We start from the raw sequence: 14,441 nt of genomic DNA on the forward strand, positions 1-14,441 counted from the left end.
ATGTGTGACGATTACTGGACTCGAAGATGGTGCATGTTTTCAGGATTGCGGAGACCATTCGTGCGAATATTGGATCACTGCCCACATATTGTTAGAAGGATCGTCCCTTGAGATCAATCGCCGCTTGCCTGATTTCCGTTGCTTTGACGTCGTCACTCCTTGCTCAGTCCACTCAGTTGCCTGATGCGGATAAAACGCTCGCTCGTGACATCTTTCGACAGTTGATTGAGACGAACACGACGGATTCGGTTGGGAGTACGACGGTCGCGGCGGATGCGATGCGGAAGCGGTTGCTCGACGCTGGCTTTGCGGAGTCGGATGTGGTGGTGATGGGGCCGAATGACAGGAAGGGCAATATGGTGGCGCGGTATCGCGGGCGTGCGGGCTCGACGCTGAAACCGGTGCTGATTATTGGGCATATCGATGTGGTCGAGGCGAAGCGTTCGGACTGGACGACTGATCCGTTTCAGTTCGTTGAGAAGGATGGGTACTTTTACGGACGCGGAACGCAGGATATGAAAGATAGCGATGCGGCTGCAGTTGAGAGCTTTATCCGGATGAAGCGTGAGGGATTTGTTCCTGATCGCGACATCATTCTGGCCTTGACTGCGGATGAAGAGGGAGGCAAGTCGAACGGCGTGGATTGGCTGCTGAAGAATCATCGCGAACTTGTCGATGCAGCGTTTGCGCTGAATCCTGATGCGGGTGGACCTGAGTTGGAGAAGGGCAAAGCTGTGAGCATGGGGGTTGAGGCGACGGAAAAACTTTATGCCGACTATCGTGTGAGTGCGACAAATCCGGGTGGGCATAGTTCCCTGCCGCGGCCTGACAATGCGATCTACCAGGTTGCGGATGCGTTGGGGAGATTAGAGAAGGCGCAGTTCCCTTTGGAGACGAATGAGGTGACGCGCGCTTACTTTGCGAGTAGCGCGAAGACGAAAGAAGGGCAGTTGGCGGAAGATCTGAAGGCTGTGTCGGGGGCGGTGCCGAATGCAGAGGCTGCGCAGCGGCTGTCGAAGGACGCGATCTATAACTCATTGCTGCATACGACTTGCGTTGCGACGATGATGTCGGCTGGACACGCGCCAAACGCGTTGCCGGGGAGCGCGGTGGCGAATGTGAATTGTCGCATATTTCCTGGGCATTCGCAGGAGGAGACTCGGCAGGAGTTGGTTCGGATCTTTGCCGATCCGACGCTGAAGGTGCAGTATGTCGACAACAGTGGCGAGGTGTTTGAAAAGGGCTCCGATCGCAAGTCGATGGCGCCGCCGCCGCTGGATCCGGCGGTGTTTCAGCCGCTCGATGCTGTGGTGAAGATGTTGTGGCCGGGCATTCCGGTTATTCCTGAGATGGAGACTGGCGCTTCCGACAGCGTGTACACGATGAATGTGGGGATTCCGAGTTACGGCTTCTCGGGTATGGGGGTGGATCGCGACGATGTTCGTGCGCATGGGCGGGATGAACGTATTCGTGCCGTCGATTTTTATACCGGAGTTGAGTTCGAGTATTCGTATCTGAAGGCGCTTACTTCGCAATAACTTTCGTCTACTTTTTTCTGGGGCGTGCCGGGAAGCCGGCGTGTCTGAGGAGCCAGGCCTCTTGTTGCCGATAGACAGGGGTCGAGAGAACCATGCTGGTGGTGGGCATTCCGTAGGGGAGAAGACGTTCGATGAGAGGCTCGAGTTGGTCGATGGACGAGAGCCTGACTTTGATGAGGAAGGCTTCTCCGCCTGTGATGTGATGGCACTCCTGGACCGCGTCGATGGTGGGGAGAAATTTTAGGAACGGGCGGTAGTGCGTGTTGTCGCAGGTGAGGCGGATAAAGGCCATGACCGGGTAGCCGAAGGCTTTTTCGTCGAGCAGGGCGCGGTAACCGAGGATGACCTTGTCGGCTTCGAGTTGGTGGATTCGTTCGGCCACGGCAGAGGGCGAAAGACCGACCTTGCGACCGAGTTCTGCGTAAGAGATTCTCGCGTCCTCGGCGAGCATACGCACGATACTGTAGTCGATAGGGTCGAGATCCTGAGACATAGATGTTGCCTCTTTGCTTGTAGCTGGATGAGGTACCGAGGTATCAAGTGTAATACGTTTTGAATTTGATGGATTCGCCTGAATGATGACGGCTATTCCAACGCTTCGACTGATTATTGCGTTGTTTTCCGATTGATTCGCATGGCTTGCCTCGCTGTGCTCCTCTATTCTTGCTGATTATGGTTGAACTAAATGGAAGATCGTTGACGATTGATGAAGTTGTTCGAGTTGCGCGAGGAGGCGAACCTGCCTCGATCGCGGGAAGTGCTTTGGGGCGGATGAAAATCTCGCGCGGCAAGGTGGAAGAGGCGCTTCGTGGTGAGATCGCAGTTTATGCGCTGAACACTGGTGTTGGGCTGCTGGCGAATGTGCGGCTTGAGGCAGACGGTATTGAGCAGATGCAGCTGAATCTGGTGCGTTCGCACTGCTGTGGTGTGGGGGAGCCGCTGCCTGAGGATGTTGTTCGAGCGATGATGCTGATCAGGGCAAATATTCTCGCGATGGGATTGTCGGGAATTCGGCCCGTGGTTGCGGAGAGGCTGTGCGATCTGCTGAACCACGGCATTACTCCGGTTGTGCCGATGCGTGGAAGCGTTGGCGCGAGTGGGGATCTGGCGCCGCTTGCGCATATGGCGCTGGTGTTGATTGGTGAGGGTGAGGCTTTTCTGTCGGGGGAGCGGAAACCGGCGGCTGAGTGCCTGAAGCGTGTTGGCTTGGAGCCGTTGAAGCTGCAGGCGAAGGAAGGGATTTCGCTGCTGAACGGGACGCAGGCGATGCTCGCGATTGGGTGTTTGCAGCTTCATGATCTGAATGAGCTGTTTCAGTCGGCACAGATTGCGGCGGCGCTGACGCTGCAGGCGTTGCGTGGTACGTCAGCGGCGTATGATGAGCGGCTTCATGCGGCACGTCCGCATCCGGGGCAGGTTCATAGCGCTGCTTCGCTTCGCGAGTTGCTTGCGGGATCTATGCGGCACAGGTCGAGTACGAGTGTTCAGGACGCCTATTGTTTGCGTTGTGTTCCTCAGGTGCATGGGGCGGTTTGGGACTCGCTGCGGCAGGCGGAGAGGGTCTTCGCGATTGAGCTGAATAGCGCGACGGACAATCCGTTGCTGCTTGAGGATGATTTTGTTTCCGGCGGTAACTTTCATGGAGCGCCGCTGGCGCTGGTTTTGGATCAGTTGGCGATTGCGATGTGCCAATTGGCTGGGATCTCCGAACGCCGAACGGAGAGGCTGATGAATCCTAGCCTCAATGAAGGGCTCCCTGCGTTTCTGGCTACGAAGCCGGGGGTCGAGTCGGGGCTGATGATGGCTCAGGTGACCTCTGCCGCACTGGTGGCTGAGATGCGAGTTCTTGCTACGCCGGCCTCTGCGTGTTCGATTCCGACGAGCGGGAACCAAGAGGACTTTGTGAGCATGGGAATGACGGCCGCGCTGAAGCTAATGCAATCGGTGACGCACTGCCGGATGGTGTTGGCGATTGAGTGGCTGACCGCCACGCGTGCGCTCGACTTTCGCGGAGATCGTTCCGTGTCGCCTATGCTAGATGCAGCTCGTAGTGCATTTCGCGTTGCGTGTCCGGAGTGGGAGGGCGATTGCGTGCTGTCTGGAGTTATGGCTGATGCCGATGAGTTTCTTGCGAAGATCGAATGGGCGTCGACGCTGAATGTACCGGAGGTAGCGCACGCATGAGTGCCTATAGCCCGATTCGTGCACCACGCGGAAACACACGTACCGCGCAAGGCTGGATTCAGGAAGCTGCCAAACGCATGTTGATGAACAACCTTGATCCAGAGGTGGCAGAGAAGCCGGAGGAGTTGATCGTCTATGGAGGACGCGGGAAGGCTGCTCGCAACTGGGAGGCTTACCATACGCTAGTCAGCACGCTCGATCGGCTGAAGAACCACGAGACGATGCTGGTGCAGTCGGGAAAGGCGGTGGCGGTGCTGGAGACGCACCCGCTGGCTCCTCGAGTGTTGATTGCTAATTCGAATCTGGTGCCGCACTGGGCGAACTGGGAAGAGTTCGACAAGCTGGATCGCGCTGGGTTGATGATGTATGGGCAGATGACTGCGGGATCGTGGATCTACATTGGCACGCAGGGAATCCTTCAGGGAACGTACGAGACGTTTTTGGGAGCCGCGCAGAAGTACTTTAATGGGTCGCTGAAGGGAACGATCACACTGACCGCTGGACTGGGCGGCATGGGAGGCGCGCAGCCGCTTGCGGTGAAGCTGACGGGCGGTGTGAGCATTTGTGTCGAGGTAGATGAGAGCCGGATTCAACGGCGCATTGCCACACGGTATCTGGATGAGGTCGCGAGTTCGCTAGAAGATGCGATTTCGCGGGCGACGGCGGCGCGCAAAGAGGGTCGTGCGGTTTCGATCGGGTTGTTGGGAAATGCCGCTACGATCTTGCCGCAGATTGTGCGGTCTGGTTTTGTGCCTGATGTTGTTACAGATCAAACGAGCGCGCACGATCCACTCTATGGCTACTGGCCGGTCGCCAGGGAGGATGAGGACCTGGCTGCGCAGCGGAGCCGAGAACCGGAGCGCTATCTTGAGCGGGTGCGCGCTGATATTGCTCAGCACGTCCAGGCCATCCTGGAGTTGCAGCGTCGCGGCGCGGTGTGCTTCGACTACGGCAATAATCTGCGTGCGCAGGCCAAGATCGCCGGTGTGGCCGATGCTTTTGACTATCCCGGATTTGTTCCTGCGTTTATTCGTGATTCTTTTTGCGAGGGGCGAGGGCCATTTCGATGGGTTGCACTCTCGGGCGATCCTGCCGATATTGCGGCCACCGACGCGGCGCTGCTGAAGCTCTTTCCGGACGATGCGCGGCTGAATCAATGGCTGCCCTGGGCTGGAGAGCATGTTGCGTATCAAGGGTTGCCGGCGCGCATATGCTGGCTGGGTTACAGAGAACGCGATCAGGCTGGTCTGCTGTTCAACCAGATGGTGCGGGATGGCCGGCTGAAGGCGCCGATTGTGATTGGCCGCGATCATCTGGATGCGGGTTCGGTTGCGAGTCCGTACCGCGAGACGGAGGCGATGCTGGATGGCTCAGATGCGGTCTCCGATTGGGCCTTGCTCAACTTTGCAACCGGGATTGCCAGTGGGGCGGGCTGGATGAGCTTTCATCATGGGGGTGGCGTCGGCATGGGATACAGTCAGCATGCCGGACTGGTCGCGGTGGCTGATGGCAGCGAGGAAGCGGATCAACGGTTGCGTCTGTGCCTTACGAACGATCCGGCTATGGGTGTGATTCGGCATGCAGATGCTGGATATGAGAAGGCTCGCAGAGTTGCAGATGAGCGCGGACTCGACATGCCGAGCGTTCACATAGCCAACAAAGCTGAGGCGAGATGAGCGAGCTGCTCTTAACCGGGATCTCTCAGGTTGTAACTCCGTTTGGTGCGGGAGCGAAGCATGGGACGGCGATGGGGCAACTGCGCATGATTCAGCAGGCAGCGATTGCTGTCGATGCGGGATTGATCTCCTGGATTGGACCGGAGCGTGATTGGCGCGGCAATGCTGAGTCGGTCATCGATCTTGGAGATCGCGCGGTTGTTCCAGGGCTCATTGACCCTCACACTCATGCTATTTGGGCGGGTGATCGGCTGGCCGACTTTGAAGCCCGAAGCGCTGGTGCGACCTACGAAGAGATTCTCGCAGCAGGTGGAGGGATCTGGCATACGATTCGTGAGACCGCGAAGAAGAGCAGTGAGGAGATGGCAGCGCTGGCGTTGGCTCGTGTTCAGGCGCTGCAGCGTTCAGGCGCTACGACCATCGAGGTGAAGTCCGGGTACGGTTACACGCTCGAAGCGGAGTTGCGGATGCTGGAGGCGATCCGCCTGCTGCAGCAACAAGCTCATTGTCAATTGGTACCTACGTTGCTGATCCACCTCTGTCCTGTAGAGCATACAGAACGCGAGGCTTATCGCGAGATGGTTTGCGCTGAACTGATACCTGAGGTTGCTCGCCGCGGACTTGCTCACACGGTGGACATCTTCGTTGAGCATCACGCATGGAGCGCTGCGGATGCGAGGATCGTGCTGGGTTGCGCGAAGGCCGCGGGGCTGAATATCAAGCTGCATACGGAACAGTTTCAACGGGTTGGTGGGCTGGAGATGGGATTGGAGATGGGCGCTTTGAGTGTCGATCATCTTGAGGTGTGCTCGCTTGATCAGTGCGAGCATGTCGCGAGATCGAAGACGATTGCGACGATCCTTCCGGGTGTGAGCCTTCACCTGGGTCTTGCTGCTGCGCCGGGTCGTGCACTGATCGACGCTGGGGCAGCGGTGGCTATCGGGACGGATTTGAATCCGGGCTCCAGTCCGCTCTTCTCGACGGCCGCTGCGATGGGTCTGGCGGTGAGGTTGAATGGACTGACTGCGCCGGAGGCGTTGAGCGCGTTGACGGTGAATGCGGCGGCGGCGCTTGGTTTGTCGAATGTGGGGCGGCTGGAAGTTGGAATGCAAGCAGATTTGCTTGCGCTTGAGAGTTCAGATTGGCGGGACCTTCCTTACACGATCGGACAGAATGTGGTTCGCGAGGTCTGGGTTGCCGGACGAAAGCAGGCTGCATGAGCGTGTCGTATCAGCCTGAGCTCCTTTACGTCGATGGACGATTTCGGAGTGGATGTGAAGTTGTTGTAGCGGACGGAAAGATCGTCTCCGTTGGACAGGTGAATGCTAAGAAAGATATCGAAGGCGTGGGCGTTTCTGATGTTCGGCGGTTGACGGGTCGCGCTTTGTTGCCTGGGATGATTGATATTCATTCGCACTCGTTTCAGCGTGCGCTGAGGGGTAAGGCGGAGTCGAGACGTCGGAGCGGACCTGACTTTTGGTCGTGGCGCAACATTATGTACCGTTGCGCACTTGCGCTAACGCCTGAAGAGATCTACGACGTTGCGCGCATGGCGTTTCTCGAGATGACGCGTGCGGGGATTACGACCGTTGGGGAGTTTCACTATCTTCATCGCACTCCGAAGGGCGAGGCTTACGCCGATCCGAACCTGTTGGCGAAGCGGGTGATTCGCGCGGCTGAGAGCGTGGGGATACGGATTGTTTTGCTTCGGTGTGCGTATGTGCGTGCGGGCTTTGAGCTTCCGCCCGATGCGGGCCAGATACGTTTTCTCGAACCGGATGCGGAGAGATTCCTGATCGATTCGGAGACGTTGCGGAGTGAGATTGCGAAGATGGCGGCGACTGTGAGCTTTGGGCTTGCGCCGCATAGTGTGCGGGCAGTTCCGCGGGAATATCTGAAGACTATCTCGGCGTGGGCGCAGACGTATGCAATGCCTTTGCACATGCATGTTGCGGAACAGCCTGCAGAGATTGAAGCTTGCGTCGCTGAGTATAGAGCGACTCCGTTTGAGTTTCTCGACGGGCTTGGCCTGATGACACATGACTTCACCGCGATTCATGCGATTCATTTGCAGGCTGGTGAGATTGAGCGGATGGGGCGCGGGAAGATTACCGTGGGTGCTTGTCCTACGACGGAACGCAATCTTGGGGACGGGATTCTTGCTGCGGACGAGTTGATTGATGCGGGTGTGTCGATTGCCTTTGGCACGGATAGCCACACGCAGACGGATGCGCTGGAAAATGCGCGGGAGCTGGAATCTAATCTGCGCCTGCGGCATCTGCAGCGGGCGGTTCTCGATGGCAGACAGGGAGAAGCGCTGCCGGCTCTTCTCTTCGACTTCGCGACGTGTGCAGGGGCACGATCGCTTCATGTGGAATCTGGTGCGCTGGAGGTGGGGAAGGCTGCTGATTTCTTTACGGTAGATCTCTCGGATTCTTCCATCGCGGGAAGCCTGCCGGACGAACTGCTGACGAACGTGGTCTTCAGTATGTCTCCGAGAGCAGTTTGCGATGTCGTGGTCGATGGGAAGACTGTCATTGATGAGAGGCGTCATGTGCTGGAGGGTGAGATCATCGAGGCATTTCGACGGGTGCAGACGCGGCTTGGGACGGAGTTATGATGCTTCCTGAAACACTGCTGGGGGAACTGGTGGGTATCCCGAGCGTCTCAAGCATGAGCAATCGGGCGGTGGTTGAGTGGATTCAGAGGGTATTCGAACCGCTTGGGTGGCATCATCGACTGTTTCGATATGAGGATGCGGCTGGGGTGGAGAAGTTGAACCTTGTTGTGTCTCCGCAGCCGATGGGCGATGGAAGGATCGATGCGGAACTTGCGATTGTGTGTCATACCGATACTGTTCCGTTTAGCGCGGAGTGGGTAGAGGCTACTGAACTTCACGAAAAAGATGGGATGCTCCATGGGTGTGGGGCTTGCGACGTGAAGGGTTTTCTTGCGTGTATGCTGGCGGCGGTGTCGGGGATCAAGGCGGAAGAGCTGAAAAAGCGATTGTGCCTCGTGTTTACCTCGGACGAAGAAGTGGGTTGCCGGGGAGCGCGTTACCTTCTTTCGTGCGATGCAATGAGCGCGAGATACGCGATCGTTGGAGAACCTACCTCGCTCGCTCCTGCGCGTGCGGGCAAGGGCTATTGTCTTGCATCGATCAAGGTGATGGGGAGAGCCGCGCACAGTGCGTTTCCTGAGGCTGGGCGATCCGCGATCTTTGCTGCGGCTCGATTGCTGCGAGAGATTGAAGCGCTGGGACAGCAGCTGATGGAAGACCGGAACGACGCTTTTTCTCCGCCGTGGACGACCTTGAATGTTGGGGAAGTTCACGGGGGGACGGCAAAGAATGTTGTGCCGGCGGAGTGTTCCTTTTTATTGGAGTGGAGGCCTATTCCGACTCAGCGGCCGGAGGTTGTTCTCGAGCGGCTGCGAGCGATCATTGATCGAATAGATACAGAGCGGGGCCAAGAAGGGATTGAGATACAGGTTGAAGTCTTGAGGATGGATGAGGGATTTGAGACCAGCGTCGATAGCGCTGTCATTCGTTCCGTCATGAAAGGATCCGATTCCGAAATTAAGACGATTGCCTTCGGGACCGAGGCTCCGTGGCTTGCTCGAATGGGAGCTGAGGCTGTGGTGATTGGGCCGGGATCGATGCTCACCGCTCACAGTCCGCGAGAGTGTGTTCCGATCGCTGAACTTGACGCATGTGTAACGATACTGCGCCGGGCGATCGGAGAGCTTTGTGGCTGAAGACGGTGCGCTAAACTTGCCGCTGAGGCTAAGGGACTGCCTGAAGCAACGCCGGATGTGTAGTGGCCAGGTTTGCTACGAGCTCGCCGAATAACGAGTTTGCCCAGGCGAACCAGCTTCTTGTGAATTTTGTGGCGTCGTTGCGATTGAAGCTCTCATGCATGAAGCCCGATCCGGCGCTCGCGTGTTTCAGCATGGCGAGGGCGTGAGCGATCTCTTTGTCCGATTGGCTTGTAAGCGCGTAAGTGGTGATGGCCATGGGCCAGATCATGTCTTTGCCTTCGTGAGGGCCACCGATGCCCTCGCCTGCACTTCCCTGGAAGAACCAAGGATTGCGTTCACTCCAGACAAAGCTTCGGGTGCGGGCGTAGAGAGCCTGGTCGGGCGAACTGTGGATGTACGGAAGTGCGAGGAGACTTGGGATGTTGGCGTCGTCCATCAAGAGTTGGCTGCCATAGCCGTCTACTTCGTAGGCCCAGATTGTGCCTTGAGGCGTCTGTGCCACGGCGTGTTGTTGCAGCGCCTTGGCCACCTCAGCTGATAAGGCGGTGGCTTCGTTTGCGAGAGCTGAATCGTGCAGAATCTCGTTGGCCATCTGCGCGAGGTAGCCGAGGGCTGTGACGGCGAATAGGTTGGACGGGACGAGGAACGGGAAGGTGCAGGCGTCATCTGACGGACGGAAGCCAGATGCGATGAGACCTACAGGCTGCACCGGAGCGCCGTATCCGCTGCAGGGCAATGTCTCGGTTGCGATCTTTGAGATTCGCTGGAAGTGGTAGGGTCCGAGGCCTTGCTTGCGCTGTTGAACCCGCATCGTCTGGACTGCGAGCTTCATCGCGGAGCGCCAGGTCTCGTCGAAGGGAGACGTATCTCCTGTCGCGCGCCAGTACCCGTAAGAGAGGCGCATTGGGTAGCAGAGCGAGTCGAGTTCCCACTTTCGCTCGCCTACACCGCGCTTCATGTCGGTCGCGTCGGTTCTGCCCCACTCGAGCGGAGGTGCGTCGAGATCGGCCATGAAGGCGTTCGCGTAGGGGTCGATGAGGGTGCACCTCGCCTGGCGGCGAATGACGCCTTCGAGCATACGGCGGAGTTCCGCGTCCTTTGCAGCCAGCGGGAGATAGGGCCACACCTGGGCGGAAGAGTCGCGCAGCCACATAGCTGGAATATCGCCTGTGATGACTGCCGTGTCGGGTTTGCCTTCGAAGGCGCCGAACTCGATGGTGGTATCGAGTGTGTTTGGGTAGCAGTTTTGAAAGAGCCACGCCAGTTCGGCGTCGCCGATTTTTCCGCTCACGTTTGTGAGGTAGGCCTCAACGGCTGTGCTGCAAAACTTTCTATCCTGGAGGGAGGGGCGTTTGGAGGTGAATGAAGGTGGCGCACTGGCTGCCAAAGCTGCTGAAGACCGCAGGGTGAGGGAGGCTGCGGCTCCCGCTCCCATTCGCAGCATCTCGCGGCGGCTGATTTCGTTGTATGTCATCTCTTGATCGACTGGTTCCTGGATAATAGAGGTGATCGAAGATACCTTGAGAGCCAGAAATATTTGGCTCCGCTTACTAATATTTCACGTGGGTGACTTTTCGATCGATAATTCGTCAATATTTTGATCATTCTCGCTCAGTTCGGTTTAGTCTACGTCAATACAGTACGTGTTGCGAAGACAGAGACCGTCTGAGCGACTTCCATCTTTGTGTTTGTGATTGAGTATCCATGGAGTTTCAGTGATTTCAAGAAGAACATTCCTCGGCGGCGTCTCGGCTGCCTGTGCAGTTAGTGCGACGGAGACAAGCGCATTCGGCAAAATCATTCACGATTCCAAGGCCGCGGGTACCACGTTCGATGCGGCGTCGTTGGTTGATATCAGAATTGGAACCGGCGGGCATGGGCACACGTTTCCGGGAGCTACGCTGCCATTCGGCGCGGTTCAGCTAAGTCCTGACACCTTCAATGACCAATGGGACTGGTGCTCGGGTTATCACATCGCCGACACTTCGATTATGGGCTTCAGCCACACGCACCTGAGCGGGACGGGCTGTGGCGACCTGCTCGACTTTCTGGTGATGCCGGGGACTGGCGAGTCGAAGATTGTGCCTGGTCCGCGGAGTAATCCTGATGAAGGATATCGATCACGCTTTGACCATGCGGACGAACATGCTGAGCCAGGTTTTTACTCTGTGCTGCTGAAGGATTATGGGGTTCGCGCTGAGCTGACTGCGACAGAGCGCACTGGATTGCATCGGTATAGCTTCCCGGTTGGGGCGGATGCTCCGAAATCTGGTCACATCATCGTCGACCTTGAGCATAGCTACGCCTATAACGGTAAGTCGGCCGTGGTCACGTCCTCGCTTGAACGCACCGCATCAGACACGCTCGCTGGGGGGCGCACCACGAAGGCCTGGGGTGATGGGCGGCAGATCTACTTCACGATGAAGTTCTCGCAGCAACCGACTCGGGTTGTTTTTTATCGGGAAGGGGTAGAGGTTCCGGATGGCACACAGCCGCTGACGGGCAAATCTCTGAAGTGCGTTCTGTTTTTTGACACCGCGAAGGACCCGGTGGTTTTAGTCAAGACGGGAATCTCTGGTGTAAGCGCAGAGTCTGCAGCGAACAATCTGAAGGTTGAGCTTCCGGGATGGGACTTCGAAAAGGTTCGCCGAGACGCACGCGAGAAGTGGAATCAACAGCTCTCTCGCATCAGGATCAAGACGGAGAATGAGACGCATCAGAAAATTTTTTATGCGGCGCTATACCACGCTTGCGTTGGACCTTCGCTGTTCGACGATGTTGACGGGCGATATCGTGGGATGGATAAGCAGATTCATCAACTTGAGAACGGACAACGAAACTATACTGCGTTTTCGCTGTGGGATACCTATCGTGCCGCCCATCCTCTGTACACGCTGATCGCGACAGATCGGGTGCCGGACTTTGCAAATGCTTTGATCCGCATGGCGGAAGAGAGTCCCGCCGGAATGCCGGTTTGGCCGCTGCAGGGCTGCGAGACCGGGACGATGACGGGCTATCACTCGGCCGCTGTTATCGCTGAGGCTTGCAACAAAGGCATTGCCGGAGTGGACTACGAGCGCGCCTACAAGGTGATGATGAAACGCGCGATGGTGGATGACTATCGCGGGCTGGGTTATTACCGTTCGAAGGGCTACATTCCGTGCGATCTCGAAGAGGAGTCAGTCAGTAAGACGTTCGAGTATTGCTATGATGACTGGTCGATTGCGCACGTCGCGAAGAAACTTGGTCATGCGGACGATGCGGCGATGCTGGTTGAGCGCTCGCGCAACTATCGCAATTACTACGACCGCTCGATGAACTTTGCGCGACCTAAGCTGGCGAATGGGGAATGGGCTGGGCCCTTCGATCCGATCGAGATGGGAACGACGAAGAAATGGCGCGACTTTACTGAGTCGAACTCATGGCAGACTACGTTTGGGATTCAGCATGATGCGGCGGGGTTGATTGAAATACTCGGAGGGCAGAAGCAGTTTCTTGAGAAGCTCGATGAGTTGTTCGACCAACCTTCGACACTGCCTGCCGATGCTCCGCCGGATATCGCGGGACTAGTGGGCCAGTACGCACATGGCAATGAGCCATCGCATCATATCGCCTATCTTTATTCGTATGCGGCGCAGCCGCACAAGACCCAGGCGCGCGTCCGCATGCTGATGGAGAAGATGTATGCCGCGCTTCCGGACGGATTGCAGGGCAACGAAGATGTGGGCCAGATGTCATCCTGGTACATTCTTAGTTCCCTGGGCTTTTATTCTGTTGACCCGGTGAGCGGTAACTATGTCTTCGGCACACCGTTGTTCGATCAAGTGAGTGTGCAACTGGGCAACGGCAAGCAGCTTGAGATTGTCGCGCATCGCCACTCGCCAAGCGATCAGTACATTCAATCAGTGACTTTCAATGGAAAGCTGTATAGGAAGTCCTGGTTCAATCATCGGGATATTGTGAACGGAGCACGCATCGTCTTCGAGTTGGGGGACAAGCCGAATCTTACGTTTGGATCCCAACCAGCGGACATGCCACCATCTTTGACTCTTGAGAGCGCCTGAGCCGCTCGATTTATCAATCTTGTTTCAGCCCGTTTGATGAGGCCTTGATGACAAAACTTCTGCTCTGCCTTCTTTTTCTTGTGCCAGCGGTTTTCGCGCAGACCAAGACGCTGTTCTATATGACGGATCATCCGGATTCGGTTCGCGACTTCCTGGAGCATCAGACCAAGATCGATATCATCGTGCCGACGTGGTATGGCGTGGATTCGAATGGACTGGTGTTTGGTGAACCGGATCCGACGGTGATGCGCGTTGTGAAGCAGCGGCACATCGCTTTGTTTCCCATCATCGCTATCTTCGATAAGATTGGTGTCCACTCGTTATTGACCAGCGATAAAGCACAGACGGCGCTGATCGGATCGTTGATCTCTGAGTGCAAGCAGAATGGCTACGATGGCTTCCAATTGGACTTCGAGGACATCTCATGGACCGACCGTGATGCTCTTTCCGCAAGTGTGAAACGTATCGCCGATGCCATGCACCGCGAACACCTGCAACTCCAGATCGCGGTCGTTCCCAACGCTCCTGGGCATCCGGGGCATAGCGCGTTCAGTAAATGGATCTTCGCGGACTGGCGTGGCGTATTCGACCTGAAGGCGCTTAGTGACTCGGTCGATCTGATCTGCCTTATGACTTATGACCAACACACGCGATGGACTACGCCTGGGCCAGTTGGAGGATGGGTATGGACCAATGAGAACCTTGAGTATGCGCTGAAGGCAGTACCAAGGGAGAAGTTGTCGCTCGGTATCGCACTCTATGGCTATCACTGGTATGCGGGTGACCCGGGGCTGAACGAGAAGGAACAGAAGCCCAATATTACGGCAGATTACATCAGCGCAGCCGACGTACAGACGCTCCGTGATACCTACGACGGCCATGAAGAGTGGGACCCCGTGGATCACTCGGCTTATTTCTTCTTTTATCGGGACCAGATGCGCGAGTGGATCTTCTACACTGAAAAACGCGGATTCGCTGATCGCTACGATCTAGCCAAAGAACAACATCTACAGGGTATTTGTGCCTGGGTTCTCGGTCAGGAAGACACTGCTATTTGGAGTGTTCTGCCAGAGCGGTGAGAATAGTGAGTCAGGTATCGGTTAACTACTACCGACACTTCCCTAACGCGGCGGCGATATTCTAGATTTTCCTTCGACGAGGAGATTGATGTTGCTCTCTTCGTCGAAAGAAAATCTATTTCGTTGACGCTGCGGTTCGAT

At 56.7% G+C, this 14,441-nt stretch carries 10 protein-coding genes; 8 read left to right on the forward strand and 2 right to left on the reverse strand.

From position 1 onward, the window contains the following. The first annotated feature begins 107 nt into the window (after window positions 1-107). Window positions 108-1,538: a M20/M25/M40 family metallo-hydrolase gene (locus HDF14_RS00275; RefSeq protein WP_183972435.1), complete on the forward strand. Its 1,431-nt coding sequence runs from the start codon at window positions 108-110 to the stop codon at window positions 1,536-1,538. A 7-nt stretch (window positions 1,539-1,545) separates the two neighbouring features. Here HDF14_RS00275 and HDF14_RS00280 read toward each other — a convergent pair whose 3' ends face one another. Further along, entirely contained in the window at window positions 1,546-2,031 is a 486-nt protein-coding gene (locus HDF14_RS00280; protein WP_183972437.1) for an Lrp/AsnC family transcriptional regulator, read from the reverse strand. Window positions 2,032-2,210: 179 nt separating this feature from the next. Between HDF14_RS00280 and hutH the strand changes: the two genes are divergently transcribed. From hutH to argE, 5 genes are read left to right on the forward strand one after another with little or no spacing between them, the layout of a single operon-like run. After that, complete coding sequence (hutH, locus tag HDF14_RS00285) at window positions 2,211-3,722, forward strand: histidine ammonia-lyase (RefSeq protein WP_183972439.1); 1,512 nt, start codon at window positions 2,211-2,213, stop codon at window positions 3,720-3,722. After that, window positions 3,719-5,398, forward strand: coding sequence for a urocanate hydratase (hutU, locus tag HDF14_RS00290; protein WP_183972441.1), 1,680 nt, complete (start codon window positions 3,719-3,721; stop codon window positions 5,396-5,398). The genes hutH and hutU overlap by 4 nt, the downstream gene beginning before the upstream one ends. Beyond that, window positions 5,395-6,618: an imidazolonepropionase gene (gene hutI, locus HDF14_RS00295; RefSeq protein ID WP_183972443.1), complete on the forward strand. Its 1,224-nt coding sequence runs from the start codon at window positions 5,395-5,397 to the stop codon at window positions 6,616-6,618. Before hutU ends, hutI begins: the two co-directional genes overlap by 4 nt. Further along, window positions 6,615-8,018, forward strand: a complete 1,404-nt coding sequence (locus HDF14_RS00300) for a formimidoylglutamate deiminase (protein WP_183972445.1) — start codon at window positions 6,615-6,617, stop codon at window positions 8,016-8,018. The genes hutI and HDF14_RS00300 overlap by 4 nt, the downstream gene beginning before the upstream one ends. Next, window positions 8,015-9,154 carry an acetylornithine deacetylase gene (gene argE, locus HDF14_RS00305; RefSeq protein ID WP_221304492.1) on the forward strand — a complete coding sequence of 380 codons (1,140 nt, stop codon included), beginning with the start codon at window positions 8,015-8,017 and terminating at the stop codon, window positions 9,152-9,154. Before HDF14_RS00300 ends, argE begins: the two co-directional genes overlap by 4 nt. A 28-nt stretch (window positions 9,155-9,182) precedes the next feature. Here the strand turns inward: argE and HDF14_RS00310 are convergent, their stop codons facing one another. Beyond that, window positions 9,183-10,631, reverse strand: a complete 1,449-nt coding sequence (locus HDF14_RS00310) for a glycoside hydrolase family 125 protein (RefSeq protein WP_183972447.1) — start codon at window positions 10,629-10,631, stop codon at window positions 9,183-9,185. Window positions 10,632-10,872: 241 nt separating this feature from the next. On the opposite strand from HDF14_RS00310, the gene HDF14_RS00315 reads away from it, so the two are divergent. Together HDF14_RS00315 and HDF14_RS00320 are read left to right on the forward strand one after the other, a co-directional pair. Next, window positions 10,873-13,221, forward strand: a complete 2,349-nt coding sequence (locus HDF14_RS00315; protein WP_183972449.1) for a GH92 family glycosyl hydrolase — start codon at window positions 10,873-10,875, stop codon at window positions 13,219-13,221. Between the two features lie 47 nt (window positions 13,222-13,268). Then, complete coding sequence (locus HDF14_RS00320) at window positions 13,269-14,300, forward strand: glycosyl hydrolase family 18 protein (RefSeq protein WP_183972451.1); 1,032 nt, start codon at window positions 13,269-13,271, stop codon at window positions 14,298-14,300. The last annotated feature ends 141 nt before the right edge of the window (window positions 14,301-14,441 follow it).

Source organism: Tunturiibacter gelidiferens, assembly GCF_014201335.1.
Lineage (GTDB): Bacteria > Acidobacteriota > Terriglobia > Terriglobales > Acidobacteriaceae > Edaphobacter > Edaphobacter lichenicola_E.

What these genes read in the sequence shown, in the direction of transcription:
- hutU (WP_183972441.1), top strand. Translation starts at nt 3,719, where the DNA reads ATGAGTGCCTATAGCCCGATTCGTGCACCACGCGGAAACACACGTACC.
- HDF14_RS00320 (WP_183972451.1), top strand. Translation starts at nt 13,269, where the DNA reads ATGACAAAACTTCTGCTCTGCCTTCTTTTTCTTGTGCCAGCGGTTTTC.
- HDF14_RS00280 (WP_183972437.1), bottom strand. Translation starts at nt 2,031, where the DNA reads ATGTCTCAGGATCTCGACCCTATCGACTACAGTATCGTGCGTATGCTC.
- hutH (WP_183972439.1), top strand. Translation starts at nt 2,211, where the DNA reads ATGGTTGAACTAAATGGAAGATCGTTGACGATTGATGAAGTTGTTCGA.
- argE (WP_221304492.1), top strand. Translation starts at nt 8,015, where the DNA reads ATGATGCTTCCTGAAACACTGCTGGGGGAACTGGTGGGTATCCCGAGC.
- HDF14_RS00310 (WP_183972447.1), bottom strand. Translation starts at nt 10,631, where the DNA reads ATGACATACAACGAAATCAGCCGCCGCGAGATGCTGCGAATGGGAGCG.
- HDF14_RS00300 (WP_183972445.1), top strand. Translation starts at nt 6,615, where the DNA reads ATGAGCGTGTCGTATCAGCCTGAGCTCCTTTACGTCGATGGACGATTT.
- hutI (WP_183972443.1), top strand. Translation starts at nt 5,395, where the DNA reads ATGAGCGAGCTGCTCTTAACCGGGATCTCTCAGGTTGTAACTCCGTTT.